Source organism: Ectobacillus sp. OTK, from assembly GCF_059698935.1.
Genome location: NZ_AP048547.1, coordinates 4,181,310 through 4,207,433, shown reverse-complemented (window position 1 = coordinate 4,207,433; position 26,124 = coordinate 4,181,310). Strand labels below are relative to the sequence as shown.

The 26,124-nt window shown below is 42.9% G+C and carries 34 protein-coding genes; 22 read left to right on the top strand and 12 right to left on the bottom strand.

Features of this window, described 5'->3' with window-relative positions; genetic code table 11:
- Nucleotides 1–102 precede the first annotated feature (102 nt).
- Nucleotides 103–585 carry a hypothetical protein gene (locus AC6HZ4_RS20895; protein ID WP_497491654.1) on the top strand — a complete coding sequence of 161 codons (483 nt, stop codon included), beginning with the start codon at nucleotides 103–105 and terminating at the stop codon, nucleotides 583–585.
- Between the two features lie 153 nt (nucleotides 586–738).
- Here AC6HZ4_RS20895 and AC6HZ4_RS20890 read toward each other — a convergent pair whose 3' ends face one another.
- Nucleotides 739–1,056 carry a hypothetical protein gene (locus tag AC6HZ4_RS20890; RefSeq protein ID WP_497491652.1) on the bottom strand — a complete coding sequence of 106 codons (318 nt, stop codon included), beginning with the start codon at nucleotides 1,054–1,056 and terminating at the stop codon, nucleotides 739–741.
- Between the two features lie 231 nt (nucleotides 1,057–1,287).
- Between AC6HZ4_RS20890 and AC6HZ4_RS20885 the strand changes: the two genes are divergently transcribed.
- A complete protein-coding gene (locus AC6HZ4_RS20885) occupies nucleotides 1,288–1,503 on the top strand; it encodes a DUF3912 family protein (protein WP_497491650.1) in 216 nt (71 codons plus the stop codon).
- 469 nt (nucleotides 1,504–1,972) lie between these two features.
- Here the strand turns inward: AC6HZ4_RS20885 and AC6HZ4_RS20880 are convergent, their stop codons facing one another.
- Both AC6HZ4_RS20880 and AC6HZ4_RS20875 read right to left on the bottom strand, forming a co-directional pair.
- Nucleotides 1,973–2,215, bottom strand: coding sequence for a DUF2626 domain-containing protein (locus tag AC6HZ4_RS20880; protein WP_497491648.1), 243 nt, complete (start codon nucleotides 2,213–2,215; stop codon nucleotides 1,973–1,975).
- 426 nt (nucleotides 2,216–2,641) lie between these two features.
- Complete coding sequence (locus AC6HZ4_RS20875; RefSeq protein ID WP_497491646.1) at nucleotides 2,642–3,340, bottom strand: helix-turn-helix transcriptional regulator; 699 nt, start codon at nucleotides 3,338–3,340, stop codon at nucleotides 2,642–2,644.
- A 227-nt stretch (nucleotides 3,341–3,567) separates the two neighbouring features.
- On the opposite strand from AC6HZ4_RS20875, the gene comGA reads away from it, so the two are divergent.
- The 10 genes from comGA (at nucleotide 3,568) to AC6HZ4_RS20825 (ending at nucleotide 9,119) form a co-directional block, all read left to right on the top strand.
- Nucleotides 3,568–4,614 (top strand): competence type IV pilus ATPase ComGA, encoded by a 1,047-nt coding sequence (gene comGA / locus AC6HZ4_RS20870; protein WP_497491645.1) that lies wholly within the window; start codon nucleotides 3,568–3,570, stop codon nucleotides 4,612–4,614.
- A complete protein-coding gene (gene comGB / locus AC6HZ4_RS20865; protein ID WP_497491643.1) occupies nucleotides 4,601–5,647 on the top strand; it encodes a competence type IV pilus assembly protein ComGB in 1,047 nt (348 codons plus the stop codon). The genes comGA and comGB overlap by 14 nt, the downstream gene beginning before the upstream one ends.
- Nucleotides 5,648–5,659: 12 nt before the next feature.
- Complete coding sequence (gene comGC, locus AC6HZ4_RS20860; RefSeq protein WP_497491641.1) at nucleotides 5,660–5,956, top strand: competence type IV pilus major pilin ComGC; 297 nt, start codon at nucleotides 5,660–5,662, stop codon at nucleotides 5,954–5,956.
- Complete coding sequence (comGD, locus tag AC6HZ4_RS20855) at nucleotides 5,953–6,405, top strand: competence type IV pilus minor pilin ComGD (RefSeq protein ID WP_497491639.1); 453 nt, start codon at nucleotides 5,953–5,955, stop codon at nucleotides 6,403–6,405. Before comGC ends, comGD begins: the two co-directional genes overlap by 4 nt.
- A gap of 13 nt (nucleotides 6,406–6,418) precedes the next feature.
- On the top strand, nucleotides 6,419–6,724 hold the full coding sequence (locus tag AC6HZ4_RS20850; RefSeq protein WP_497491637.1) for a hypothetical protein: 306 nt from the start codon (nucleotides 6,419–6,421) through the stop codon (nucleotides 6,722–6,724).
- Entirely contained in the window at nucleotides 6,711–7,157 is a 447-nt protein-coding gene (comGF, locus tag AC6HZ4_RS20845; RefSeq protein WP_497491636.1) for a competence type IV pilus minor pilin ComGF, read from the top strand. The genes AC6HZ4_RS20850 and comGF overlap by 14 nt, the downstream gene beginning before the upstream one ends.
- A complete protein-coding gene (gene comGG, locus AC6HZ4_RS20840) occupies nucleotides 7,158–7,529 on the top strand; it encodes a competence type IV pilus minor pilin ComGG (RefSeq protein WP_497491634.1) in 372 nt (123 codons plus the stop codon).
- Nucleotides 7,530–7,603: 74 nt separating this feature from the next.
- Entirely contained in the window at nucleotides 7,604–7,813 is a 210-nt protein-coding gene (locus tag AC6HZ4_RS20835; RefSeq protein ID WP_497491632.1) for a YqzE family protein, read from the top strand.
- Nucleotides 7,814–8,115: 302 nt separating this feature from the next.
- The gene (locus AC6HZ4_RS20830) at nucleotides 8,116–8,658 is read left to right on the top strand and encodes a peroxiredoxin (protein ID WP_497491630.1); all 543 of its coding nucleotides are present in this window, start codon (nucleotides 8,116–8,118) and stop codon (nucleotides 8,656–8,658) included.
- A 17-nt stretch (nucleotides 8,659–8,675) separates the two neighbouring features.
- Entirely contained in the window at nucleotides 8,676–9,119 is a 444-nt protein-coding gene (locus AC6HZ4_RS20825) for a TlpA family protein disulfide reductase (RefSeq protein ID WP_497491628.1), read from the top strand.
- A gap of 154 nt (nucleotides 9,120–9,273) precedes the next feature.
- Here AC6HZ4_RS20825 and AC6HZ4_RS20820 read toward each other — a convergent pair whose 3' ends face one another.
- Nucleotides 9,274–9,450 (bottom strand): hypothetical protein, encoded by a 177-nt coding sequence (locus tag AC6HZ4_RS20820; protein ID WP_497491626.1) that lies wholly within the window; start codon nucleotides 9,448–9,450, stop codon nucleotides 9,274–9,276.
- Nucleotides 9,451–9,695: 245 nt separating this feature from the next.
- Between AC6HZ4_RS20820 and AC6HZ4_RS20815 the strand changes: the two genes are divergently transcribed.
- Both AC6HZ4_RS20815 and AC6HZ4_RS20810 read left to right on the top strand, forming a co-directional pair.
- Nucleotides 9,696–9,926: a hypothetical protein gene (locus AC6HZ4_RS20815; RefSeq protein WP_497491624.1), complete on the top strand. Its 231-nt coding sequence runs from the start codon at nucleotides 9,696–9,698 to the stop codon at nucleotides 9,924–9,926.
- A gap of 219 nt (nucleotides 9,927–10,145) precedes the next feature.
- Nucleotides 10,146–10,292, top strand: a complete 147-nt coding sequence (locus tag AC6HZ4_RS20810; protein WP_497491623.1) for a hypothetical protein — start codon at nucleotides 10,146–10,148, stop codon at nucleotides 10,290–10,292.
- Nucleotides 10,293–10,362: 70 nt separating this feature from the next.
- On the opposite strand, the gene AC6HZ4_RS20805 is transcribed toward AC6HZ4_RS20810, so the two are convergent.
- Entirely contained in the window at nucleotides 10,363–11,157 is a 795-nt protein-coding gene (locus tag AC6HZ4_RS20805) for a YqhG family protein (RefSeq protein ID WP_497491621.1), read from the bottom strand.
- A complete protein-coding gene (locus AC6HZ4_RS20800) occupies nucleotides 11,144–12,826 on the bottom strand; it encodes a DEAD/DEAH box helicase (protein ID WP_497491619.1) in 1,683 nt (560 codons plus the stop codon). Before AC6HZ4_RS20800 ends, AC6HZ4_RS20805 begins: the two co-directional genes overlap by 14 nt.
- Nucleotides 12,827–13,030: 204 nt before the next feature.
- Here AC6HZ4_RS20800 and gcvT point away from each other — a divergent pair, with 204 nt between their 5' ends.
- The 4 genes from gcvT (at nucleotide 13,031) to AC6HZ4_RS20780 (ending at nucleotide 17,486) form a co-directional block, all read left to right on the top strand.
- Complete coding sequence (gcvT, locus tag AC6HZ4_RS20795) at nucleotides 13,031–14,131, top strand: glycine cleavage system aminomethyltransferase GcvT (RefSeq protein WP_497491617.1); 1,101 nt, start codon at nucleotides 13,031–13,033, stop codon at nucleotides 14,129–14,131.
- Between the two features lie 12 nt (nucleotides 14,132–14,143).
- Nucleotides 14,144–15,487 (top strand): aminomethyl-transferring glycine dehydrogenase subunit GcvPA, encoded by a 1,344-nt coding sequence (gene gcvPA / locus AC6HZ4_RS20790; protein WP_497491615.1) that lies wholly within the window; start codon nucleotides 14,144–14,146, stop codon nucleotides 15,485–15,487.
- Nucleotides 15,484–16,944, top strand: coding sequence for an aminomethyl-transferring glycine dehydrogenase subunit GcvPB (gene gcvPB / locus AC6HZ4_RS20785; protein WP_497491613.1), 1,461 nt, complete (start codon nucleotides 15,484–15,486; stop codon nucleotides 16,942–16,944). The genes gcvPA and gcvPB overlap by 4 nt, the downstream gene beginning before the upstream one ends.
- Before the next feature lie 350 nt (nucleotides 16,945–17,294).
- A complete protein-coding gene (locus tag AC6HZ4_RS20780) occupies nucleotides 17,295–17,486 on the top strand; it encodes a hypothetical protein (protein ID WP_497491611.1) in 192 nt (63 codons plus the stop codon).
- 473 nt (nucleotides 17,487–17,959) lie between these two features.
- On the opposite strand, the gene AC6HZ4_RS20775 is transcribed toward AC6HZ4_RS20780, so the two are convergent.
- From AC6HZ4_RS20775 to AC6HZ4_RS20765, 3 genes are read right to left on the bottom strand one after another with little or no spacing between them, the layout of a single operon-like run.
- A complete protein-coding gene (locus AC6HZ4_RS20775) occupies nucleotides 17,960–18,274 on the bottom strand; it encodes a DMT family transporter (RefSeq protein WP_497491609.1) in 315 nt (104 codons plus the stop codon).
- 2 nt (nucleotides 18,275–18,276) lie between these two features.
- Nucleotides 18,277–18,606: a DMT family transporter gene (locus AC6HZ4_RS20770; protein WP_497491607.1), complete on the bottom strand. Its 330-nt coding sequence runs from the start codon at nucleotides 18,604–18,606 to the stop codon at nucleotides 18,277–18,279.
- Between the two features lie 16 nt (nucleotides 18,607–18,622).
- Complete coding sequence (locus AC6HZ4_RS20765; RefSeq protein WP_497491606.1) at nucleotides 18,623–19,198, bottom strand: TetR/AcrR family transcriptional regulator; 576 nt, start codon at nucleotides 19,196–19,198, stop codon at nucleotides 18,623–18,625.
- A 116-nt stretch (nucleotides 19,199–19,314) separates the two neighbouring features.
- On the opposite strand from AC6HZ4_RS20765, the gene AC6HZ4_RS20760 reads away from it, so the two are divergent.
- Together AC6HZ4_RS20760 and AC6HZ4_RS20755 are read left to right on the top strand one after the other, a co-directional pair.
- The gene (locus tag AC6HZ4_RS20760; protein WP_497491605.1) at nucleotides 19,315–19,887 is read left to right on the top strand and encodes a GNAT family N-acetyltransferase; all 573 of its coding nucleotides are present in this window, start codon (nucleotides 19,315–19,317) and stop codon (nucleotides 19,885–19,887) included.
- A gap of 64 nt (nucleotides 19,888–19,951) precedes the next feature.
- Nucleotides 19,952–20,470, top strand: a complete 519-nt coding sequence (locus AC6HZ4_RS20755; RefSeq protein WP_497491603.1) for a BsuPI-related putative proteinase inhibitor — start codon at nucleotides 19,952–19,954, stop codon at nucleotides 20,468–20,470.
- A 215-nt stretch (nucleotides 20,471–20,685) separates the two neighbouring features.
- On the opposite strand, the gene AC6HZ4_RS20750 is transcribed toward AC6HZ4_RS20755, so the two are convergent.
- Nucleotides 20,686–21,072, bottom strand: a complete 387-nt coding sequence (locus AC6HZ4_RS20750; RefSeq protein ID WP_497491602.1) for a rhodanese-like domain-containing protein — start codon at nucleotides 21,070–21,072, stop codon at nucleotides 20,686–20,688.
- A gap of 167 nt (nucleotides 21,073–21,239) precedes the next feature.
- Here AC6HZ4_RS20750 and AC6HZ4_RS20745 point away from each other — a divergent pair, with 167 nt between their 5' ends.
- Nucleotides 21,240–22,076, top strand: coding sequence for a lipoate--protein ligase family protein (locus AC6HZ4_RS20745; protein ID WP_497491601.1), 837 nt, complete (start codon nucleotides 21,240–21,242; stop codon nucleotides 22,074–22,076).
- 446 nt (nucleotides 22,077–22,522) lie between these two features.
- On the opposite strand, the gene AC6HZ4_RS20740 is transcribed toward AC6HZ4_RS20745, so the two are convergent.
- Complete coding sequence (locus AC6HZ4_RS20740; RefSeq protein ID WP_497491600.1) at nucleotides 22,523–23,392, bottom strand: hypothetical protein; 870 nt, start codon at nucleotides 23,390–23,392, stop codon at nucleotides 22,523–22,525.
- Between the two features lie 436 nt (nucleotides 23,393–23,828).
- On the bottom strand, nucleotides 23,829–24,671 hold the full coding sequence (locus AC6HZ4_RS20735) for a mechanosensitive ion channel family protein (protein WP_497491599.1): 843 nt from the start codon (nucleotides 24,669–24,671) through the stop codon (nucleotides 23,829–23,831).
- 237 nt (nucleotides 24,672–24,908) lie between these two features.
- Between AC6HZ4_RS20735 and splB the strand changes: the two genes are divergently transcribed.
- Nucleotides 24,909–25,934 carry a spore photoproduct lyase gene (gene splB, locus AC6HZ4_RS20730; protein WP_497491598.1) on the top strand — a complete coding sequence of 342 codons (1,026 nt, stop codon included), beginning with the start codon at nucleotides 24,909–24,911 and terminating at the stop codon, nucleotides 25,932–25,934.
- Nucleotides 25,935–26,124: the final 190 nt, after the last annotated feature.

The window sequence follows — 26,124 nt, the reverse complement described above, 5'->3', positions numbered from 1 at the left end:
TCATTCAAAAGGTGGAGTATATACCTGTTGGATGAGTCCTTGTTTTGTAATAAGGAAAAATGGTTTACACTATATAGGAATATACATAAGGGAGATAAAGAAATGAATGTACAGGATCAGTGGAATACAAAATTTTTGGACGTTGTCCGCCAAAGCGAACTCAAACGTGATGCAACGCGAGAGCAGCTATTATTTCCAGATAGTGAAGAAGTCGAAGAATTGATGGATGACTACGGATACGAGGCTGTTTTGGAGCGGGAGCACGATGACGAACTGGAGGGGATACTGGGCGAGAATCTCTTTGAGATTATGGAGCGTTCTGTTTTTTCAGCTGAGCATCCGCGCAAGCAGCTCATTTCATTTATTAACGGATTAGGGTTTCATCTTCTTGACTGGATTGTACTGCTTGAAACGGAGTTTGGTGTAAGCAGTGCACAATTTACAGGAGAGGTTACGAAAAAAATGGAAAAGCGGCTGCCGCACTTTCCATACATCGACAGAGAAACAAGCATCTTTGATGTAACGTTTGGGGAAGCAATGGAGCTTTTGGAGCAGGTAACTGACGGAGCGGTATCGATCCGATAATTTTACACTTTAAGAAAGCATAAATTTTCAGCTAGAAGTTCATTCGATGCAGCAGGAAATTTTAGGAATAAAGTGTAAGGGCAACTACGCCTCTGTCTTCGCCTAACGGCTCGCCAATCGGCGAGTCTTCTTTATCGGACATAAAAAAACTCGTTATAGATGAATAACGAGTTTTTTTGTGTCCGTTTGTGGCTGCTTGTTTAGAATACGATTGAGTTTCTCCACAAGGAATGTACACATCTCCAGCCGCTTTGCTACCTCTTTCAGTTCTACAATGTTAGAGGTTTCAATCGGATACATGCAGACGTTGAACTTTTTAAAAGCTTTGCTGTATATAATTGTCACGTAGTTGTTCATAATATCTGAGTTATTATGGAAGTGGAATTGTTTTGTTTTCTTGCAATACTCGACATCCTCAAAGCCGAAAGATTTCAACGCCTGCACAATTTGCATGATCGTCAGGTTGTTCATAATAACCCCTCTTTTTGAAATTTTTTCTAGCTCCTTGGTTCCTTCTTTATTGTAAGGCCTTTTATCGCAATACTCAATGAATTGTGCTTGGTTTTTAGTACCTTTTTATCAGATTGAAACATCGTAAAGGAATTGTAATAAATTTTGAGATTATGCAATAAAGGAAAGGGACTATTTTTCAAACTTCATCATATACATACAGAAATGGAGCAAGAAAAAGAGGTGAATTGCTTGAATTTTGACATTACAGGGCAAAAAGCCTATGTGAAAAACGGTCCGCATCGAGATCAGATCGGAATGGTAAAGCGGAATACAGGAAGCGGTCCAGAATATACCCTCGTAATTGGGGGCGAGCTTCATGTAGATGTAGAGCTGCAAGACTTAGTGCTTGTAGACGTTGATTTGAAAGAGTTTCATGATTGGTGTGAACGCAATGGATATATCTAAAGGGGACAGGGGGGTCCTCTTTAGCATTGTGTGATTCGTTCCAGCTATTTATGTCATGCTGATGCAGAATACATGGTACACAATAATGACGGCGGGCATAACAGCTGAAATGGACAAGTCTTGAATCTAAGAAATTAAATATTTGTATAAAAAGCGACGGATCAGAGGACCGCCGCTTTTACACTTTACGAAAATATAAACCTCCAGCTAGAAGCTCATTCGACGCAGCAGGACATTTTAGGAACAAAGTGTAACTACGCCTCTGTCTTCGCCAAATCGGCGAGTTTTCTTTATAATATCAGAATGTATATGTTGCTCTTTTTTTGTTCTGTAAGAAATTTGGGGAATTGTCTAGCTTCAGCACCCAGCCCCTCGCAGTCAAATAGCCCTCACCACATAAGGACAAAAAGCGCCCTTAGCGGTGAGAAGCATTTGTCTGCCCCAGCTAAGCAGGGCGCTTGCGCTTTTCTTAATGACCTACACCTGGAACGAGCAGGAACGTTGTGTAATATGTAAAGCCGATGAAGAACACTGTTAAATATGCGCCAAAAACATACACATACATGCGTTCCGACAACTTTAAATAGCTTAAAAGTACGAAAAATCCAGTTTGACCAAAGAACAGTAATGCTGTTTGCGGCATATCGCCTAGATAAAACATAACAGCGAAGATGCCTGTCCAAAAGCCTAAAACGCGAAACATACGCTCCATTCGTATCCCCTCCCCTTCGGATAATTGGTCTCTCCGTCTCCATTATAAAGGACTTTTCTTATTATTGTAAACATTTACAATAATAAGAAAAGTGCCAGGGTTCAATTTTGCCCCAAATATACAACGGAGTTTTCCATTACAAATCAATATTTTGACAGATATAGCGATCCAAAGGAATAAGCCCCATTGTGTTGGAAACATTAGGAATAACACAAGCGAAGTCTGTCCGGTTGTTATCGGAAGCGAAAACAAAAAAGAAAGATGAATATGTTAGCATATAAAAAGGTGTGTGCCGGCATTATCAGCCGAACTACTAAAATAGAGCAGTGTCTAGTTTCATCGACTTGCCTGCTATGTGGGAAGGCCTGATGACCAATAGGAAAAAAGTGCCTCATCACTTGGAAAACTGTCCCTATCGCGAGCAAATTAATTAATATGAACCTTATAATTGCAGGATTTGCAATCGGTAAGCATGCTTTCTGTACGAACAAGCTTTACAGCTGGGAATAGAGCTTGAAAAATGCCTTGCATCATCAACCCGTGCATATTGCAAATGGCCTTCGGATACTCTGCAGCCATTTCCTTAAAAGGACAATTATGTACTTGATAAAATACCTTCGTTTCATCCTTACTCAGTTCAAATTGAGGGGATAATCCTGCTGTTGTCATTGCTTCCTTTGCAATGTTGACTTTATCTTCTTTTGAGAGCTCTTCTTCGGAAATGCTAAGCTGATTTATGTGACGCATCATTAAATCCCGGCCGAAATGTTTTCCTGTTTCGAATAAAGCCTGCTCGCCGATGCTTCCTAAGCGAAGCAATGCATCAAGGGCAATTTGCGATAGCAGCTTGTAGTCGCGAAACGGAAATTGCAGCTGGATGACGTCGTTCGAGAGACGATATAAACGGCTCGGTCTGCCGCCTTTTCCTGTTTTTTGTGTTTCGGAAATGAGCATATTTACATCTTCAAGTTTTGTTAAATGGAGGCGGGCTACATTTGGATGAATATTAAATTCATCTGCAATTTCCTGTACTGTTACCTGGTCGTGCTTTTGAGAAATATATTGATAAATGTAATATCTCGTTGGATCTGCTAATACACTCGTAATCTTTAATGCCTGTTCCATTTTAGTCGCCACCTTTATATGTGTTGGAGGATATTAACATTATAATACAGGCAATGTTACATAATAACAGGGCAGGAGCACTATTCATGAATTGTTCATATTTCTCCTATAAAATATGTCTGAAATGTGAAGCGGAAAAGGCGAACATAGCAGGAGGAAAAGGCTTTAATAGCAATTTTTCTTCTCGTTGCTTCTATGGTATATAAAAGAGAGAGGAGGTGATAGATATGAAAAATGTGGAACAATTTGCAGATAAGATTTTAAAGGAGGCCTATGAGTTAAAGGCATCGGATATTCATCTCGTGCCGACAAGAGAAGGAGCAGAGATCCGGATGCGGGTAGATAAGGATTTGGTTACAAAGTATACAATTTCTAAGGATTTTTGTGAACGAGTAATTTCCCATTTTAAGTTTTTGGCGGCAATGGATATTGGCGAGAGAAGAAAGCCTCAAAATGGTTCACTTGAACTGCAAATGGGTTTTGGTGACATGCATTTGCGTATGTCGACCTTGCCGACTATTCAAAATGAAAGTCTTGTTATTCGTGTTCATTTACAAGCATCCGTACAGCCTCTTTCCGAGCTGTCCCTCTTCCCGAATTCCGCCAAAACGCTTCTTTCCTTCCTTTACCATTCCCATGGTCTCATTATCTTTACAGGACCAACTGGTTCCGGTAAAACGACGACGATGTATTCGCTGCTAGAGACAGCAAAAACAACATTCAATCGGAGTATTGTTACGCTTGAGGATCCGATTGAAAAGCGCAACGATGGCCTGCTGCAAATTCAAATTAATGAACGTGCCGGTATTACGTATGAAACGGGATTAAAGGCTGTCCTCCGCCATGATCCTGACATTATTTTAGTAGGGGAAATTCGTGATGCACAAACTGCAAAGGTGGCAGTTCGTGCCAGCTTAACGGGCCATCTTGTGTTAACGACACTGCACACAAAGGATGCAAAGGGAGCTGTACTGCGCCTGCTTGATTATGGTATTACTCTAGAAGAGATCGAACAATCGTTGCTTGCGGTTGCTGCTCAAAGGCTCATTGAAGTAAAATGCCCATTTTGCCAAGGAAAATGCTCACCGCTTTGCAAAAAGCTGCGTCGTCTTCGGCGCCTTAGCGTATATGAGCTGTTGTATGGACAAGCCTTGCAGGAGGTGATTCGAGAGGCGAGGGGCGAACCAGCTTCGTATTGCTATACAACGCTCCGACAGGCGATGAATAAAGGGTATGCGCTCGGATTTATCGGAGAAGAGGATGCCCGTGTATAAGCGGACTGTAACAAAATGGACGTTGCGTGAGCAGGTTGTGCTGCTTCGTCATCTTGGCAATTTGCTTGAGAAGGGCTACTCGCTTTGGCATGCGCTCGAGTTTCTGCAATTATATGCGACAAAGGAAAAACAACAGCAGCTCCATCGGTCAGTTGAGCAGCTAAAAAATGGCGGCAGTCTGTACAATGTTTTTACAGACCTTAGGTTTCACCGCGATATGCTGGCATATTTGTTTTACGCTGAGCAGCACGGCGATATCGCCTTCGCTTTAAGACAGGGAAGTATGTTTCTAGAGCGGAAGGAGAAGCATTATCGAAAGCTGCTGCAAGTGCTGCGTTATCCGATATTTTTACTTTCCTTTTTGACTGTGATGATCGTTTTGTTTAACACCGTGCTGTTTCCGCAGTTTGCAAGTCTTCACAGCTCTGCAGCTTCTGAATCCTCAATGCTGGTGGATACTATTTTGCTGTTTATCCGCTTGCTTCCTTACATGTTTGGAATCTTCCTTTCCCTCATTGGGCTAGCTATTGTTTTGTACTATGCGTACTTTCGAAAGCTGCACCCGGTTACGAAAATGAACTATCTCCTCTCGATTCCTATTATCAAATCCTTTTGTTTGTCGCTAAACTCGCATTATTTTGCCGTGCAAATGAGCAGCCTGCTGCAAGGCGGCTTGTCTGTATTGGAGGCTTTTTTATTAATGGAGCAGCAGCGTCATCAGCCATTTTTTCAGAGTGAGGCCATGGATATGAAGCGTCTGCTTGTCGGAGGTGAAACATTGGAGCACATTTTGAAGGAGCGGCCGTACTACGAGAGGGAATTGTCTTATGTAGTGACGCATGGGCAAGCAGGGGGGACCTTGGCGAACGAGCTGGCAGATTACAGTGAGATGGTTGTAGAGAAATTAGAAGCACGTGTAAGCAAGCTTGTGCTAGTAGTACAGCCTCTCTTATTTTCTGTTGTCGGCCTGATTGTTGTCCTGATGTACTTAGCTATTTTGCTTCCTATGTTTCAAACGATGAGTTCTATGTAAAGGGGAAATCGCATGAAAAATGAAAAAGGCTTTACCTTGCTGGAAATGCTGCTGGTTATGTTTGTCATTTCTGTTTTATTGCTGTTGATTGTGCCCAATATCGTCAATCAACGAAAGATGGTAGAGGGAAAAGGCTGTGATGCATTGCTTCGTGCGGTATCTGCACAGGTGCAGGCATATAAGCTGGAGTATGACAAAATTCCAACTATTGAAGAACTGGAAACAGGCGGATATATCACTTCAAAAACATGTCCGAATGGAAAGGTGATTCAGGTTTCTGCAGAAGATGGTTCCGTTAGCGCAGAATGAGCAAGCAGATCGTACGTAAGGAGAAAGGCTTTACCTTTCTTGAAACCTTGCTTGTTTTGCTAATCATGTCGATTCTGATCTCCATTGCCTCCGTTACCTTGCTTCCGCTTTCTGATAGCCGGAAAGCGAAGCAGTTTGTAGAACAGTTTCGTCAGGATATTGCATTTATGCAACAGGCAGCGATTAGCAATAATAGCCGATATAGCCTGCGCATGTATACGGCCGACCATAAATATGTCATTACAAAGTCAGGGGATGCCGGTATTGTACTGTCGAGAAGCTATGACCCTATGGTAGCGATCGATATCAATACGATGCCAAATCCTCTTACATATGGTCAAGACGGCAATATTAACAAAGCAGGCACGATGTATGTTCGGCATAAAGAGGTAACATATCGCGTTGTGTTTCAGCTGGGAAGAGGGAGAATGTATTACCATGAGGAGTGAAGGAGGGTATCTTATGCTTGAAATGCTCATATCACTTACAGTTTTGCTGATGATTGCTGCATTTTTGCTGCCGCAGACCATTGCAGTCATACAAGATAGGAAAAACATCCGACTGGCTCAGGCTGCAAATGTATTTTTACGTGAACAGGTTGTTTCTTACCGATTTGATGCCCGTCCCCCGGATTCTGCGGTGCAGAATGTACATGGCACGAAGTATACAGCTAGGTGGAGCGAAACAGGGGATGCATACAGCGTATGCGTAATTTGGAAGAATGTGCAAAGCAAACAGCAAAGCAAGTGCCGCTATGTTGCGAAATAAAAATCTCGGAGAACATGGTTTCACATTGCTTGAAATGATGTTTTGTGTATTTTTGCTGTCAGTGCTGCTTCTGATTGCACCGCGGCTGCAGCCTTTGTTTTTTGGATTGCCCAAGCAAAAAAGCTTTAACGAATTTGAATGGATTATTTTTTTGCAGCAAGCACAAATGGAGTATCGGGAGGCGAAAACAGTACAGTCTATTGATAAAAAATTGCTTATGAAGGACCCAAGCGGATTTCTCGTCACGTACACGGCGGCAGGGACTCAGTTAATTCGAAAGGTAAACGGCAGTGGAAATGAAATTTTATTACAAAATGTAAAGACCGTGTTTTACGAGCGATCCTCAAACAAGCTTGTTATCCATGTCCAAGATCTGGATGGCAATATGCACAAGGGGATTTTAACCCGTTTGTCTGCGTTGGAGGAAGCATAGGTGCGGAATGAACGAGGAGCTACCATGCCGGCTGTTCTTATATTTACTTTTTTATTTCTTGCGTTGTTTCTTCATCAGGTAAATCTCTGTCTATTAGAAAAGCGGTTTTATTATGAGACGGAGCAGTTTTTTCTATTGGAGAATATAATGACGAATGCAGTTTGGGAGTTTCAACGCGATGTGCAGACGAATGACATCCCGGCTGCCTATGAGTATGAAGAAGGAACGGCACGTCTATCGCAGTCCCTTTCTTCGTCGGGTTTGCTGCAGGTTTCGATTCACTGTGTAACAAAGGAAGGAAGGGCATATAAAGCAAGCTTTTTCTATGATAGAGATAACAAACGAATAACGAGTTGGACAGAGAAGCGATAAGGAGAATCAGCTGGTGATTAAATAAAAATGGAATGGGCATACTGATCATTTAGAAATATGCAGGTGGTGAGAGTATGTCGACTAATGATTACGTAAAATTTGTCACACAGCAATTCGTGACATACATGGATAGTCCGAAGCAGGAACGAAAGCAAAAGCGGGAGCAGCGCCGCAGCATGCGTGATCCGTTTCTTGTCAGATGGTTCGGCATTTTGCCTCTTAGTCTGGCGCTGCTGTATAAGGAGCTGCGGATGAAGCATGAGAATACCAAAAAAGATGCATAGCGCCTGCTTTTTGGGCGTTTTTTCTATTTTAGAAGAGTATAAAGTGAAGGAAGGGAGGAATAGAGATGCATAAGCCGAAATTATTCAGTATCCTTTTCTTTACACTATGCTTAGGAATGATAACAGGCTGGATTACATATATGATGACAATCGCTATGAATATCTTATCCAAGTGAGAAGAATAATCAGTTTAAAATTATTATTACTTAATGTTGACTTAAAAGTAAAACTTGCTATAATAAAGATTGTAATCATTCTAAATAAGTAATCAATGTTGTTTATGCGTGAGGAGGACCATCAACGTGGCAGAACGTTTAGTAGGAAAACAAGCACCTCGCTTCGAAATGGAAGCAGTATTAGCTAATAAAGAATTCGGTAAAGTAAGTCTTGAGCAAAATATGAAAGAAGGCAAATGGACTGTACTGTACTTCTATCCAATGGACTTTACATTTGTATGTCCAACAGAAATTATTGCGCTTTCTGACCGTTATGATGAGTTTGAGGACTTGGATGCAGAGGTAATCGGCGTATCTACTGATACGATTCATACACATTTAGCATGGATTAACACAGACCGTACGAAAAATGGTTTAGGAGATCTTCGCTACCCATTAGCCGCTGATACAAACCATGTTGTATCTCGTGAATATGGCGTGTTAATTGAAGAAGAAGGAATTGCCCTTCGCGGTTTGTTCATTATTAGCCCAGAGGGAGAATTGATGTACCAAGTTGTACACCATAATAACATTGGACGCGAGACAGACGAAGTATTGCGCGTATTGCAAGCATTACAAACAGGCGGGCTTTGCCCGGCAAACTGGAAACCAGGTCAAGCAACACTATAATAAAGGGGGATATAATCATGAAATTACGTGAACCAATGCCAGCTTTAGACGGCGCAACACATACATTAAACGATGCGGTGGTAAGAGAAGATTTAATTGGAGATGCTCCAACATTAATCCATTTCTGGTCTGTAAGCTGCTACTTATGTAAAGAAGCAATGCCGCTTGTAAACGAGCTTCGCGACGAATATGACGACCGCTTAAATGTAGTGGCAGTTCATATGCCTCGTTCCGAGGAAGATTTAGATTTGGGCTTAATTGAGAAAACAGCAGAGAGCCATGATATTATTCAACCGATCTTGGTTGATAATAACCATGCGATTACAGACGCATTTGAAAACAAATACGTTCCGGCATATTATGTATTTGATAAAACAGGTGTACTTCGTCATTTCCAAGCAGGTGGAAGCGGTATGGAAATGCTTCGTAAGCGTCTTGAGCGTGTATTAAACGAGCAATAAACAAGAAAAAGGGCCGGGCGCCATTCATTAGCGCCTGGTCCTTTTTAAAGGATAAGAATTATAACTGTGAGTAATGTCCAATCTTAGTACGAACCTCGCGTTTTGTGCACAGGCGGTTTGTCTGTCGGGATTAAGCAGGGAGTCCCAGCTTTTCTTATTCAGTAATCGCTCCGTCCTGATGCTTTTGCTCCTGATGTCTTGGCGCAGTGGCTTCAGCTTGCTGTTTGCGCTCTGCTGTAATATTATTTCTGTTAACCTTTTGTTCGTTGGATCCTAAATAAACGCCTCTATCATTATTCCTAACAACCGCATGAAAATCTTCATTAATCATTGGTTTTAAACTCCTTTTCTAAAGCATTTCTTCCTTAATATGTGCATAATAAAGGGGAAGTAGTCGATATTTGTCTGAGATATGAACATTGTTCACAAAATGTTCGTAAAATAATTGTATGCACGGTTTTTATATTGTTTTATAATGAAACCATGCAAGACCTTTAGCATACATTATTGTGAAATGACTAACATATAATGCTTGTTCATAGAAATGAAAACGTTGTCAAAATGGAGGGAGAAGAAATGAGCAAATTTTTTTATGATCGAAATTCAGCTGAAATCGAAAACGTAAAGCTGTTAGAGTATGCGGAAGTGATTTATGGAACAGGAGGCCGCTCTGTATTGGAGAACTTAATGGCTAAGGCCTCGATTCGCCTTAGGGATTTGTATCCTGACAAATCAGACGAGCAAATATCCCATCTTGTGAATCAAGGGCTCTATCATATGTTTAGCAAATATGTAGAAAAGCAATAAAAGAACGTCTTGTTTTTATACTTTAAGAAAGCATAAAATTCCAGTTAGAAACTTATTCGGCGCAGCAGGAAATTTTGGGAATAAAGTATAAGGGCAACTGCGTCTCTGTATTCGCCTAACGGCTGGCTAATCGGCGAGTTTTTCTTTAAAGGCCATTGCATAAATTCACCCTTCTGACAAAAGCTACAAATGAATCACTTTTGGCAGGAGGTGCAGCATATGAGCAATGGGTCCGGGGGTTCTAAAAAGAATCAAGAAAGCGATGCGAATCAGGTGACTGCGAGCACAAAAGCGCATCAGCGCCGCATGACGAAGATTCATCAGCAGGAGCATAATGACGGTCGTAAGTATAACGGCAAGATATAGGCTGGGAACGTACGGCGATATACAGTAACGTAAATAAAAAGCAGCGTCGATCAAGAGACGCTGCTTTTTATTATACTCTATTGGGCGTTAAATAAAACAAGCCGCCGTTAATAATTTCAAACACAATTTTTGGTTCGTACTGCTCCTGCAGCGCTTGCTTCTCAATCTCGTAGCTGTCGGGAATTTCCTCCATATCCGTATAAAATTGATCCAAAAGCTGCAAGTCATGCGCCCATCTTAGGCGCGCTTCCTCTGCCCATGTATGGTCCTCCCTAGAAACAAGAGACTTCACGGCTTCTTCAATTCGGATTAACCCGCTTTTCGGCATAATCATCGGCGTCAGCGTAAAGCAAAAGTCAGGAATCTTCGGTGTGAGCGGGATTGTTTGCAGCGTCTCGTGGAAATTGCTTACCATCATCCCCGTAATGAGATGCAAACCGAGTGAATACAACGTTTCTTTTTTTCGGTCGCATTGATAAGAAACCTTCAGATTGACTCCAAGCCATGGGTGAAGGGGGATATTTCCGTTTTCACTCGTATGGACCTCTTCATATAGGCGAATATAGGCACCAAGCTCCTGCGCCGCACGGAAGACTTGATGAAGACGAGGAGACCCGTAGTGAACCGCTTCCCCTTTTACGTCCTCAGGAGCGCGCTGGGGATCCGTAATAAAGGTAATCCGCATTGGGTTCGGCACGCCGCCTGTTTTCTCTAAATAGTGCCAATAAAACGGCCGATTCATGAGCAATTTATCCATCTCGACAGTGAGCTGTACATCTAGTAAGGCGTTCGTGGCATGTTTGATTTCACATTGATTTGCTGTGAAAAAACGGTGCAGGTAATTATGAATTTCATGTTGCTGCATAATGATCCGCTCCTGTTCCGCTTCGCTGTGCAAGCTCGATAACGGAAGTCAAATTATCCATTTTAATTCGTATTTCTCCTTCACTTTTAGAGCCGGCAAAAATTTCGTGCAGATGGTCCTCAATATTTTTCATATCAATTCGTGTTAAAATATCATCCAATTCCCCAATTACCCGCTCAAATAGATTAATTTTCTCATACAGCAATTTTAAAATATGCTCCTCTACCGTGTTTTTTGTCGCCATGTTGTAAATATGGACATCGTTCTTCTGACCGAGGCGGTGAATGCGGCCGATGCGCTGTTCAAGCCTCATTGGATTCCATGGTAAATCGTAGTTAATCATATGATTACAAAACTGCAAGTTAATCCCCTCGCCGCCGGCCTCTGTTGCAATTAATACTTGTGCATGATTTTGGAATAATTCCTTCATCCAATCCTTTTTGCCCCGCTTAAATCCTCCGCGAAACGGAACAGATGAAATGCCATGCTGCTTTAAAAACCACTGCAAATACATTTGTGAGGCACGGTACTCTGTAAAAATAATAACTTTATCGTTAATGCTTTTAATAATCTCCAGCGTTTTCGCCGCTTTTGAGTTAGAAGGAATCGCATTAATTTTCTCCAGCATTATATGAATATGAGGGTCAATGACGTAATCTGGATTGTCCCGCTGCCGTTTTTCTACATATTTTTTCAATGAGAAATAGACGGCTTCCCGGCTGCTGCATGCCTCCCGTTTTAAGGTTAAAGAAGAAAAGGCCGATGTAAAGGCATTTTCAGTCCTCCAGTTGTGAATCGCTTCATACAGCTCTCGTTCCTGCTCGTTCAAATCAATAAACACAGTATGAACCTGCCGCTTCGGCCACTCAATGCCCGTATTGTGGCGACGGTTTCGCACCATTACCTTATTGATAAGCTCCTTCAAATGCTGGTCGGTCTCGAGCGTTCTGTTGTTAGAAGCGTAATATTCCTCAAAGTTAGATTGATTGCCGAGATGCCCTGGCTTTAAAAGCGAGACGAGGTTAAAGATTTCATCAATTTTATTTTGAACGGGCGTAGCTGTCAGCAGTAAGCAAAACTTCTTTTTTAGTAGTTGCGCAAACTCATAGTTTTTTGTTTTATTGTTTTTTAGCTTGTGTGCTTCATCAATAATGATTAAATCGTATTCCATGTTAAGCACAATGTCGCGGTGCGGTGCCCGTTTCGCTGTGTCGATGGAGGAGACGATAACATCAGCCTGCTCCCACGAATAGCTTTTTCGGTGTGCAATAGCAGGAATATAAAACTTTGTATTGAGCTCGTATGCCCATTGGGAGACCAGTGAGGCAGGGACGAGAATGAGTGCCTTTTTAACTAGCCCGCGAATCATATACTCCTTCAGAATCAGCCCGGCTTCAATTGTTTTGCCAAGTCCGACTTCATCCGCTAAAATGGCTTTTCCGTTCATTTCTTCAATGACTGTTTTCGCTGCTTCCAGCTGATGGGGTAAAGGTGTTAAGTGCGGCAAGTATTTTGGCGCCTGCAAGCCTTCAAATGAAGGGATGAGCAGCTGTTTTTCCGTTTCGTATGCAAGATTGTACAAATCCCAATTTGACCATGGTCCATCGTCTTCTATTTTTTTCAGAAACTCTTCCTGCCAAGACCGGTTTGCCGTCATTTCCACATTCATGTGCTGCGCCCTGCCTTTCTATAAAAAAATTATGAAGCAAATTTCCTAATAGGAATATTGCTGATATGAAATGAGAAATGTTAGGATATGGATAAAGAGAATGAAATCTTTTGTATTTTATCCTGAATTTGTAACTTTTATGTATATTTTTGTCATAACGTATTTTTCATCGTTTTGTCCAACATAGCGCAAGGGGGAGGAAACATGGTTCGGTTACATCGCACACCTTTATTTGACGTATACGCAGCATACGGAGCGAAAACGATTGATTTTGGCGGCTGGGAGCTGCCCGTTCAGTTTTCAAGCATTAAGGAAGAGCATGAAGCAGTACGTACGGCAGCGGGATTATTTGATGTTTCTCATATGGGGGAAATTACAGTAAGGGGAAGCGGCAGCTTCGACTTTTTACAGCTTATGCTGACAAATGACCTTGCTTTGCTTTCAAGCGGCGGTGCACAATATACGGCGATGTGCTATGAGGATGGCGGCACAGTAGATGATTTGCTTGTATATAAAAAAGGGGAGCAGGACTATCTTCTCGTTGTGAATGCAGCTAATATCCAGAAGGACTATGAGTGGCTTCTTGCTCATGCTGGAGAAGACGTGCAAATCGAAAATGTTTCGGACGAAATCGCACAGCTTGCGCTGCAAGGTCCGAAGGCGGAAAAAATATTGCAAACCTTAACAGTAGAGCCTTTGCAAGATATTCAGTTTTTTAAATTTAAAGATGATGTAGATATACAAGGCATGCCTACTCTCGTATCTCGAACCGGTTATACGGGAGAAGACGGGTTCGAGCTATATTGTAAGAGCGAAGATGCACGCAGGCTTTGGGAATTGCTCATGCAGGCGGGGGAGGCAGAAGGGTTGAAGCCGTGCGGTCTCGGCGCCCGCGATACTCTTCGTTTTGAAGCTGCGCTTCCATTATACGGCCAGGAGCTGACGAAGGAGATCACGCCTATTGAGGCCAGAATTGGCTTTGCTGTGAAGACGAATAAGGAGCGGCATTTCCTAGGAAAAGAAGTGTTAAAGGATCAAAAGGAAAATGGAGCGCCGCGCAAGCTAGCGGGAATTGAGATGATAGAACGGGGAATTCCGCGCAGTCATTACGCGGTGTTTGCTCAAGGGAAGAAAATCGGTGAAGTAACGAGCGGGACACAATCACCAACATTAAAGAAAAATATCGGTTTGGCACTGCTGGACGAAGCGTTCGCAATGCTTGGTACGGAAGTCGAGGTGGAAATTCGCGGTAAGCGGGTAAAGGCTATTGTAGTACCTATCCCGTTTTATAAACGATCTAAATAGGGGGTATATGTGATGCTGCATCGTTATTTGCCGATGACAGAAGACGATAAAAAAGAAATGCTCCATGTAATTGGCGTCGAGTCGATTGAGGAATTGTTCTCAGATGTTCCAGAGCGCGTGAGATTTCAGGGCGATTTACAATTGAAGCCTGCAAAAGCTGAGCCGGCATTGTTAAAAGAATTGTCGCAGCTTGCCGGCAAAAATGCAAACGCAAAGGAATATGCATCGTTTCTTGGAGCCGGTGTGTACGATCATTATGTTCCGGTGATTGTAGACCACGTAATTTCCCGCTCCGAGTTTTACACAGCATATACACCGTATCAGCCTGAGATTTCACAGGGAGAATTGCAGGCTATTTTCGAGTTTCAGACGATGATTTGCGAATTAACAGGTATGGATGTAGCCAATTCCTCCATGTATGACGGCGGTACAGCCCTTGCGGAAGCAGCCATGTTAGCAGCAGGGCATACGCGTAAAAAGAAAATTGTCGTATCAAAAGCAGTTCATCCAGAAGCAAGGGATGTACTCAAAACATATGCCACCGGACAAAACCTAGAGGTGGTAGAGATCGGCTGCACGGATGGCGTAACAGACCTAGAGGCCCTTGAGCGCCAAATGAATGAGAACGTTGCTTGTGTTGTTGTGCAGTATCCCAACTTTTTAGGACAAGTGGAGCGCTTAGCGGATATTGAAACAATCGCGCACCAGCATAAAGGGTTGTTTATCGTATCAGCGAATCCGCTCGCGCTCGGGGTATTAATGCCTCCCGGCAAATTTGGTGCAGATATCGTGGTCGGTGACGCGCAGCCGTTTGGCATTCCAGCTCAGTTTGGAGGGCCGCACTGCGGTTATTTCGCTACAACAAAGGCGCTCATGCGCAAAATTCCGGGACGTCTCGTCGGCCAAACAACAGATTCAGACGGAAAAAGGGGCTTCGTATTAACCCTGCAGGCACGTGAACAGCATATTCGCCGCGATAAAGCGACGTCTAATATTTGCTCGAATCAGGCGCTTAATGCACTTGCTGCAGCTGTCGCGATGACGGCGCTCGGCAAACAAGGCGTAAAGGAAATGGCTCTTCAGAACATTTCTAAAACACAGTATGCGAAGAAGAAATTTGAGCAGGGCGGCTTTACCGTTGCGTTTTCTGGACCGGCCTTTAATGAAATTGTTGTCAATTGCAAGCGTCCGGTAAAGGAGATCAATGAAGGGCTCATGCGCTGCAATATCATTGGCGGCTATGACCTGGGCAAATATGATGCAGAGCTTTCCAATCATATGCTCGTCGCCGTAACAGAGCTTCGGACGAAAGAGGAAGTCGATATTCTTGTGAAGGAAATGGGGGATATGCAATGACAATGCAGGATCAACCGCTCATTTTTGAAATCAGCAAGCCGGGACGCATCGGATACAGCCTGCCTCCTTTAGACGTAGAGGAGGCGGACCTAGAAGCTTTATTTGGCAGCGAATACGTTCGCACCGAAGCCGCCGAGCTGCCGGAGGTATCGGAGCTAGACATTATGCGTCATTATACAGCGCTATCGAGACGTAACCACGGTGTGGATTCTGGCTTTTATCCTCTTGGTTCTTGTACAATGAAATACAATCCCAAAATCAACGAGCATGTTGCTCGGCTTGCAGGATTTTCTCATATTCATCCGCTTCAAGATGAAAGCACAGTGCAGGGTGCGATGGAGCTTATGTATGACCTTCAGGAGAGCCTAAAGGAAATTACAGGAATGGACGCGGTGACGCTGCAGCCGGCAGCGGGTGCTCATGGAGAATGGACAGGACTTATGCTCATCCGAGCCTACCACGAAGCAAGAGGCGATTATAAACGTACAAAGGTGCTCGTTCCCGATTCAGCACACGGCACAAATCCTGCTTCTGCAACCGTAGCCGGGTTTGAGACCATTACAGTGAAATCTGACGAAAACGGGCTTGTCGACTTAGAAGATTTAAAGCGATATGTTGGCGAGGATACAGCGGCTTTAATGTTGACAAATCCGAATACGCTCGGATTATTTGAGAGAAATATTTCAGAAATGGCGAGCATTGTACACGAAGCGGGCGGAAAGCTGTATTACGACGGTGCTAATTTAAATGCAGTACTAAGCAAGGCTCGTCCGGGAGATATGGGCTTTGATGTTGTGCATTTAAACCTTCATAAAACATTTACAGGCCCGCACGGGGGCGGCGGCCCAGGCTCTGGTCCTGTTGGTGTGAAAGCTGATCTCATTCCGTTTTTGCCAAAGCCGATATTAGAGAAAAGAGAAAATGGCTATGTATTTAACTATAACTGTCCAGAGTCTATTGGCCGCGTGAAGCCGTATTACGGAAATTTCGGCATCAATGTCCGTGCGTATACGTACATTCGCTCTATGGGGCCGGAGGGCTTGCGTCAGGTTACGGAATATGCTGTGCTAAATGCCAATTATATGATGAGACGACTGGCGCCGTATTATGATTTGCCGTTTGATCAGCATTGCAAGCATGAGTTTGTACTATCGGGCAGGCGTCAAAAGAAGCTTGGTGCAAGAACGCTTGATATTGCTAAACGTTTATTAGACTTCGGCTATCATCCGCCAACGATCTATTTTCCGCTTAATGTTGAGGAATGTATGATGATTGAGCCGACGGAAACGGAATCGAAGGAAACGCTGGATGCGTTCATTGACGTGATGATTCAAATTGCGAAGGAAGTAGAGGAGAATCCGGAGGTTGTGCAGGAAGCGCCGCATACAACTGTTGTGAAGCGTCTTGATGAAACAAAGGCGGCGCGCAAGCCTGTTTTACGCTACGAAAGGATATAGGCAAGGCCTGTAGAGGAGCTGGACATGTCTAGCTCCCGCGACCTGCTCCCGTCTTCAGAATAATCTCCCATGCAAAAGGCAAAAAGCGCCTTTCATAGGGAAGAACACACGGAAAACCCATGAATAGGCTTAGCCCCAGCTTTTCTTATGTATGTCCTTGCGCCTAAGCTTGCGCCCATGATATAGTTGGAACGGAATGGAAGGCCAAAAATAGAGAGAATTCGCGGGTTTTGGAAGCCTTCGATCGATATCTATTATTCATTTACATATTGTTTACAAAAAACAGGCATATAATAGGGCCTGCAGCCATACATTTTGAAATGGTAATACCGTGAAGAGAGGGGAACAGTATGAGGCAAAACATCAGCTTTTATCTATTTATCACAGCTTTCGTGATGGTAGCTGCTGTAACAGTCTATTTGATTGTGAATAATGACTGGTACAATGCTGTAAATCCAATTATGTTAGTGTTTATGTATATCGGCATTGCAGTTGTCAGCTTCGGCATGAGAGAAGAGATGTTAAACCGATTTGAGAAGTAGTACATAGAAAAAGAGCTAAACGATCGTGTTTAGCTCTTTTTTGCAGAATAGCCTTCGGCAAAAAAGGAAGAACTGCCTGCTTTGCCGGAGAACATTCTTGCGAGGAAGCCCGAGGCAGACCGTATTCGCTTTTTTATACTTTAAGAAAGTATAAAATTCCAGCTGGAAACTCATTCGACGCAGCGGGAAATTGTAAGAATAAAGTGCAACTGCGCCTCTGTCTTCGTCTAAAGGCCCGCCAAGAGTTTTCTTTAGCGAAAGAGGCTTGTGACAATATGATAAAACGATCTCGTGCTCCAAAAATGAGCCGGAATGTTATACGAATGGGCTGTCATGCTTAGAAATATAACCAAAAGGATAAACAAAAAGAAAAAAAGCAAAATGTGTTTATGAAAGGATAACTCCATCTCATTCGCTCCCTTCTCTATATATGTTTATCTTTTGTTAACAGATATAATTTATGAGTAAAAATCTCAGCTGATTGCCTTTAAACCGACGGCACCGATTACGATACAGCTTAAATACATCATGCGCCGCCAATCGGCAGGCTCTCGGAAAAATAAAATACCAATGATGACACTGCCGGCTGTTCCAATGCCCGTCCATACCGCATAGGCAGTTCCCATCGGCAATTCCTGCATTGCTCTTGATAAAAAGAAAAAGCTTAAGCTAAAGCTTGCAATAAGCGATAGAAGTGAAGGCCAATTTTTTCGTTCACTGGCCATTTTCATCGAAAGTACGCCCGCTACTTCCCCAAGCCCTGCCAGAATCAGAAATACCCAAGCCATTATTACTGCGCCTCCTTTTTCTGTTCACTTGTTAACCGCTTTAAGCCCATTACACCCCCGATTAGGAGTGCGATAAACATCAGCTTTGCGATCGATACAGGCTCTCCGAAGAAAATCATCTCCACAAGGACAATGCCGCTTGTGCCAATACCTGTAAATACAGCATAAACCGTGCCGACAGGAAGCGTTTCAAACGAACGAAACAAAAACCAGAAGCTAAGTAAAATAGCAGCTGAGACTCCTGTCCATTCGAGGAGAGAGCCCGCATGCTTTAAGCCCATTACCCAAATAACTTCAATAAGGCCTCCTACAAGTACATAGATCCATCCCATTATGAATCTCCTTTCTTTAGATACGAATTCCTCGCCAGAATATAGGCCACGTTGCATGTAGACGCTTTTGAAAGCCGTCTGGCCCGCTGCACTGCAGTTCAACCATAAGTCCATCAAATAAGCATAAATAAGCAGCCACAGCCGCCTCAGCGCTTGCTGCAGCAATTATGTTTTTCTCTATAGCCTCTGAAAACACAGGAGTAAGCAAGTCTCCTGCTTCTTCCACATACTGGTTTGCTTTTTCTACAATCCGCTCCTTGAATGCAGCCGGCGGAAAAAATAAGGATCGAAGCCAAAACATCGCTTCTGCATTTTCGCAAAAGCGTCTTTCATAGCCTTCGAGCAGCTCATATAGGAAAGAGGATAGGCTTTTATTTTTATGCACTGCCACACAGCTTCGCAAGTAATGTATATCTTGCTCTAACGATTCGTCTAAGCAAACGAAATAGAGCTGCTCTTTTCCTGTGAAGTGTGCGTAAAGTGAAGGCTTCTTAATACCAACATCATGTGCGATGTCGGAGAGAGACGTACCTTCATAGCCGAATTGGGCGAAGCGGGCAAGTGCCGCCTCCTTAATACGAGTAGCTGTCATAGTAACCAACCTTCCTACCGTTTGGTAGTTTAAAGGTAAAAGAAAAAGGGAAAAAAGTCAAGGAAGGAGTTTGTCGCAAACGAGTCGAAAGGGTAAGAAAAAGGAGGCTTTAGGAGATGATTTTCTTTTCGTTTCCTGTTTTAGAGACAGAGCGATTTCGATTGCGAGATTTAAAAAGAGAGGATGCGCCTCATTTGTATGGCTATTTTTCCGATGAAGAGGTTGTACAATATTACGGCTTAGAGCCGTTCACACGAAAGGAACAGGCAGAGCAATTTGTGACGCAGGTGAAGAGCGGGTTTCGTAATGGAACGATGATTCGGTGGGCAATTGTTGATAAACAAACAGAGGAGCTTATGGGGTCGGTTGGCTATCATAATTGGAGCAGGCAGCATCACCGTGCGGAAATCGGCTATGAATTAAAGAAGGAGATGTGGAGACAAGGCATTATGACAGAGGTGCTGGAAATGGTGATTCCGTTTGGATTTGATAAGCTCCTTTTGAATCGAATCGGCGCAACTGTACGTGAGGAAAATGTTTCCTCACGCGAGCTTCTTCATAAATTCGGATTTTCGGAGGAAGGTATACTTCAGGAATACCAATATTACTTAGGAAACTTTTATGATTTGCTGATGTACGGCTTAACTCGCAGCACGTATGAGGCAAGGATAGAAAAGAAACAATGCTAGTAAATGTGCCCCTCTGCTTAGTCTTTAGTTAAAGGAGAAGAAAATAAGAGGAAGGAAGTTTGCTATGCGAAAGATTAGTTTGTTGTTGATAACTCTTTGTTTCTTTGCGGGCAGCTGCCAATCAAAAGAAGAAACTTTGCCGGTGAATCAAAGCTCTGAGCCAAGGGAGGAGTTTCAATTTATGGCTGAAGCTGCTGTGTATGAAGATCGTGCTGAAGTAAAGCTGCAGCTTTATAATAGGGGGGATAAGCCGCTTTCATTAACTTTTCCATCTTCCCAACAATTTGAGGTTATCATAAAGCGTGCAAGCGGAGAGGAATTGTACCGATATTCAAAGGGTAAAATGTTCTCGCAAGCATTAACAAATGTTGAGCTGCAGCCAGGGGAAACAAAAACATGGCAGACAACTTGGAATTACGATAAAAATCCGTTTCAAAAGGGAGAGGAGTATACGATTATAGCGAAACTGCTCCCAATTAAGGTAAATGGGCAGAAAGTATCAGCAGATCTGTTCACAAAAACAATTTCTTATAAAGGCGGTGACGTGACAAACCCAATCGAAGCAGCGTTAACATATCCTTAGAGAAAACTCGCTGATTGGCGAGTCTTTAGGCGAAGACAGAGGCATAGCTGCACTTACACTTTGTTCTTAAAATTTCCTGCTGCGCCGCATGAGCTTTTAGCTGGAAATTTATACTTTTTTAAAGTGTAAGAAAAAGGACATACTCTCTAGCGGTGAGTATGTCCTTTTTCTGCAAGATTAAGAAGATACGAATGTTTGTTGCCTGCTTTTTTAATTTATGCTTTCTTTTTAATTTTTCCTGTCCAAGTTTTAAAGCCGCCTTTAAGCTGATACAGTTCCGTATATTTCTTTTTCTTGAGGAACTGTCCCGCGCGTCCTGTACGAAGACCGTTTTGGCAATATAGATAAACCGGTTGATCAGGACGAATTTCCTTATAACGCATCCGAAGCTGCGATAGTGGAATGTTACGGGAACCTAGGATGTGGCCTGCGTTATACTCATCTGGTTCACGAATATCAATTAGTTGAGCCTTACGGTAGCCGGCGCGGAATTCTTCTTCAGTAAGCGATTTAACAATTTTACGCTGATAAAAGAATAGAATTACAGAGTATGCCATAAACGCTACAACAGCTACAAGGAAGATGGTTAGATTAGCTGACAAGATGAATCGACTCCTTTTTTCTTACTTCTACCATTTCATATTATAATGGTGCTAGCATGATATGCAATATATTCATGAATTGTAGGACGAAATTTCGTATCTTTTCACAAACTCTTGCGAATTTGGTAGACTATAACATGCAAATAACACTAGGCAAGAGGTGTAGTATGGAAAAAGAGCAGTGGTATTATATCAACTCAGGAAAGTGTTCCCCTTCTTATAACATGGCACTTGATGAATGCCTGCTGAACTGGCAGAGCGCAGGCGCTATGCCGGCAACGATTCGATTTTATGAATGGGAGGTCCCAACTCTATCAATTGGATACTTTCAGCGTGTCGAAAAGGAAATTGATATGGAGGAAGTAACAAAACGGGGTTTTGGCTTTGTGCGCCGTCAAACAGGGGGGCGGAGCGTGCTGCATGATCGCGAACTCACTTATAGTGTGATTGTCTCGGAGAATCATCCAAAGATGCCGAAAACAGTAACAGAAGCGTATCGCGTTATTTCTCAGGGGCTTCTAGAAGGCTTCCGAGCGTTAGGATTAGATGCATATTTCGCTGTTCCAAAGACCGAGCAGGAGCGTGAGGATTTAAAAAATCCGCGGTCCGCTGTTTGTTTTGATGCACCGTCCTGGTATGAAATCGTTGTGGAGGGGCGTAAAATTGCAGGAAGTGCACAAACGCGCCAACGGGGAGTTATCCTGCAGCACGGATCGATTCCGCTTGAAATTGACCTAGATACACTATATGACTTATTCCTCTTTCCAAATGAGCGCTTGAAGGAGCGTATGAAGAGCATGTTTTCATCTAAGGCGGTAGCAATAAACGAACTAACGGATCGGACATTTACAATCGAACAGCTTACCGAGGCGTTTCGGGTTGGTTTTGAAAAGGGGCTGGATATTGAGCTGGTTCCATATGAGCTGACAGAGGAACAACGCGAGGAAGTAGAGCGTCTTGCAAAGGAAAAATATGAAAGTGATGAATGGAATTATAAAAAATAAAAGTGGACATAGCAAAGCAGACCGCTGGAGCTGGATGATGCTTCGAAAAGGAATGTTTTCTTCTTTAAAGAAAACTCGCCGTTAGGCGAAGACAGAGGCGTAGTTGCACTTACACTTTGTTCCTAAAATTTCCTGCTGCGTCGAATGAGCTTCTAGCTGGAAATTTATACTTTCTTAAAGTGTAAGAAAGGCGGCTAAAACGAGATGCTTTTAGCCGCCTTATAAAAGACCAACAAGCAAAGCCTGTAAAAGGGTTTGTTTGTTGGTCTTTTTCTCATGTGCTTTTTTCTTGTATCACAGGCGAATGGGAGCCGCTGCGAACATCCCAGCCAGCCTGCTTAAAATAAAGGGTATCTTTTAAAAAATTACGATACAAAAGGGTGAGATGATCTTATAGTACCACGCTATTTAGAAGGTCTGCTCTGTTATTCTAAAAGCTCAAGTTTTTATACAAGATTTAATATTTTATCAAGACTGATGCCTCTTGTTTTTAGTTCACGAAGGCTGCGAACAGCATCCATAATTTCCGCGTCAAAATCTAATGAAACTCCCTGCTTTTTTAGTTCTTCTTTTAGAGCTTCAATGGAATCATCCATATCCAGGCCTAAATCATAATCCTGACACACCTCTTTTGCTTTAGAAACGAGACGTTCATAATGGCCAGCCAACTCAGATTGTGTTTCCTGTGCAAATGGTTCCTCTATTACTGCAGGCTTGACCGGAGGGACTGCTGCTTCCGCGGCGCGTACAATTGGTTCAGGGGCAGCCTGCTTCACAGTCTGTGTACTGGATGCGCTTACTGTCTCAGCCTTTACTTGCGGAACGATCGGCTTGTTCACCTCTTGTGGTTTAGCCTCTATACGAACTGGAGCTGGTGATAGAGGTTCGGCTTTCTTTGCTCTATCTTTCTCTGGAGATATCGTTGTATGTATAGCAGCAGGTTTGCTCTCTTCCTCGCTTATTGCAATCGGTTCGGCTTCGGCATCCGCTTCTTCCTGTGCATCCTTGCTCCACATCACACGTTCGATTTCTAAGATAACGTTATTTTTCTTCATATCTGTTAGCAGCGCCTTACCAACTTCAGCTTTGCCTGTAAAATCAACCGTTTTGTAAATGACGCTTTTATTCCAATCGACCTTACCGCTTAGAAATAACTCTTCATTGGACTTTGGGTGTAACCCCTCGATTTTAATTTCCTCATTCACGCCATTTTTGCTATATACCATAATTAAAGATGCAGTTACCTCTTTATCAGCAAGCATGAGTTCACGCACCATTTTCCCAGTCCGCACATTCGTTTGTTTCTTAACCGACATTCCTTTTCCCCTCTCATCCATTCATAGTTACAAAAATCCGAATAATAAAATAACGGCTCACGAAATCATATCATACAGAGAAAAAAAGAGGCGAGTCAACAATTTGCTTTTTTATACTTTAAAAAATTATAAAACTCCAGCTAAAAGCTCGTCTGACGCAGCGGGAAATTTAAGTATAAAGTATATATGCAACTACGCCTCTGTCTTCGCCAATCGGCGAGTGTTCTTGAAAGAATTAAGAAAATATAGCTTTTAAATCGTTGTCTAGTTCCCGCGGCCTGATCCGCTCTCCAGAATAACCTTTGTCACAAAAGGAAAAACGCATTTTGTAAGAGAGCATTTGCCTGTCGGGATAGGGCAGGACGCTTACGTTTTTTTATTTTGGGTCTTTCTTGCATAATTATGTCTGTCAGTTGTTTGTAAAATTAGTCAGGTATTATTGCTGCGTATACACAGCCCGTACGGAAGGAAGCAGTATTTCTTCTTCATGCAGCCGTTTCGCCAGCAGAAATTTTGCTTCCTGCGCCGCTTGCAAATAATGCATATCCTGCACCGTGGCAGCAATGGAAAATTTGAAGCCATAGGGGGATGCATCGAGAGAGGATAATCCCCAGTAGCGGTACGATTCTGCAAAATTACCGTCTGCATCCCGCAGCAGATATTCCCTCTGCAGCTCGTTTAACTCTTCGCATAATGACTCCAGCAGCACGCGCACACGGGTCGGATCTTCTTTGAAATCTATAATGACGCTTTCGAAGACACGCCGGTGATTCACGTTTCCGTTCACAACCTTTAACACTTCTCCATTTGGCACCGTCATTAATCGTCCATCCGTCAAACGAACGCTCACAGCACGAAATCCCAATTCTTCTACATTCCCTGCCAATTCGTTATTGATGGTGACAAAATCCCCTTTTTTCAGCTGACCCTCAAACAGAAAGAAAAATCCGTACAGAAAGTCTTTAATGGCAGATTGTGCACCAAAGCCAACAATAGCAGTTAGCACGCCGCCCGCAACAAGGATATTTCTCCAATCAACAAACGGTTGGATTGCCGTTATAAGAACAAGGATAAGCGTTAAGTACTTGGATGTGTTTTTTACAACAGACTCAATGGTATTTTCTTTTTTCTCATCGATAAAGTTTGTTCGCTTGAAAAATTGATGAAGCGAGTAGCGAAGAACCCAAAATCCACAGTAAGCGATAATATAAGTAAAAATCACATCAATGACGACTTGACCGTAGCGATTGGCGTAAATACCTGATACGAACTCCCACATTGCTGTTCCCTCCTTTGTTAAGTAAGTGCCTAGTGTTCATAGCGAGCAAACCGGGCTGTGTACATTTTTTTATGTATTCTTTTCAATTATACAGAATTACAAAGAAAAGTGATGTTGGCAAGGACTTTTTTATAAGTTTTCCATTTTTCTTGGTATGGAAATCATTAAACTTACGCAAAGGTAGTATTTCGCCCATACTACAGGTAAAGCAGGGTTTTATAGAAAGAGGTGAATGCAGTGGAGCCGTTTATACCGAAATTAGTATATATTGAGCCGCAAGCGTTAGAATATCCGCTCGGGAAAGAGCTATATGATAAATTTACAAACATGGGTTTAGAGGTTCGCGAGACAACCTCTCATAATCAAATCCGAAACCTTCCGGGAGAGAATGAGCTGCAGCAATATCGAGTTGCGAAATCCACGCTCGTTGTCGGAGTAAGGCGTACACTAAAGTTTGATACGTCAAAGCCTTCAGCAGAATATGCGATTCCGCTGGCGACCGGATGTATGGGACATTGTCATTACTGCTATTTACAGACGACGCTTGGCAGTAAGCCGTATGTTCGTGTATATGTGAACCTTGATGAGATTTTTTCCCAAGCGCAAAAATATATGGATGAACGTGCACCGCAGATTACACGCTTTGAGGCAGCGTGTACATCCGATATTGTTGGAATCGATCATTTGACGCATGCATTGAAGAAAACCATTGAATTTATCGGAAGGACAGAGTATGGCCGCTTGCGATTTGTTACGAAATACTCGCATGTTGATCATTTGCTGGACGCGGAGCATAATGGGAGAACGCGATTTCGCTTTAGTGTCAATTCCCGTTATGTTATTAAACATTTTGAGCCGGGGACATCTCCGTTCGAGGATCGAATTGCTGCTGCACGAAAGGTAGCGCAGGCGGGCTATCCTCTTGGATTTATTGTTGCACCTATTTATAGGCACGATGAGTGGGAGGAGGGCTATCATGAATTGTTTCAGCGTTTGCATGCATCTCTGCAGGATTTAGATCTGCCGAACCTATCGTTTGAAATGATTCAGCATCGCTTTACAAAGCCTGCTAAAAAGGTCATTCAGCAGCGCTATCCGAACACGAAGCTCGAAATGGATGAAGAAAAAAGAAAGTATAAGTGGGGCCGGTATGGTATTGGAAAATATGTGTATCCAACAGATGAGGCTGCGCAGCTAGAGAAAACCATACGTTCCTACATTACGGAATACTTTCCACAGGCGGAAATTCAATATTTTACGTAATGGGGCTTATCATCTCTTCCCTTGTCACGAAGCGCTTTCTATTGTATCATTTTATTGATTGCTTAGCGCGGAGGATAAAGAAAACTCGCCGATTGGCGAGCCTTTAGGCGAAGACAGAGGCGTAGTTACACGTATACTTTATTCCTAAAATTTCCTACTACGTCGAATTAGCTTCTAGCTGGGAATTTAT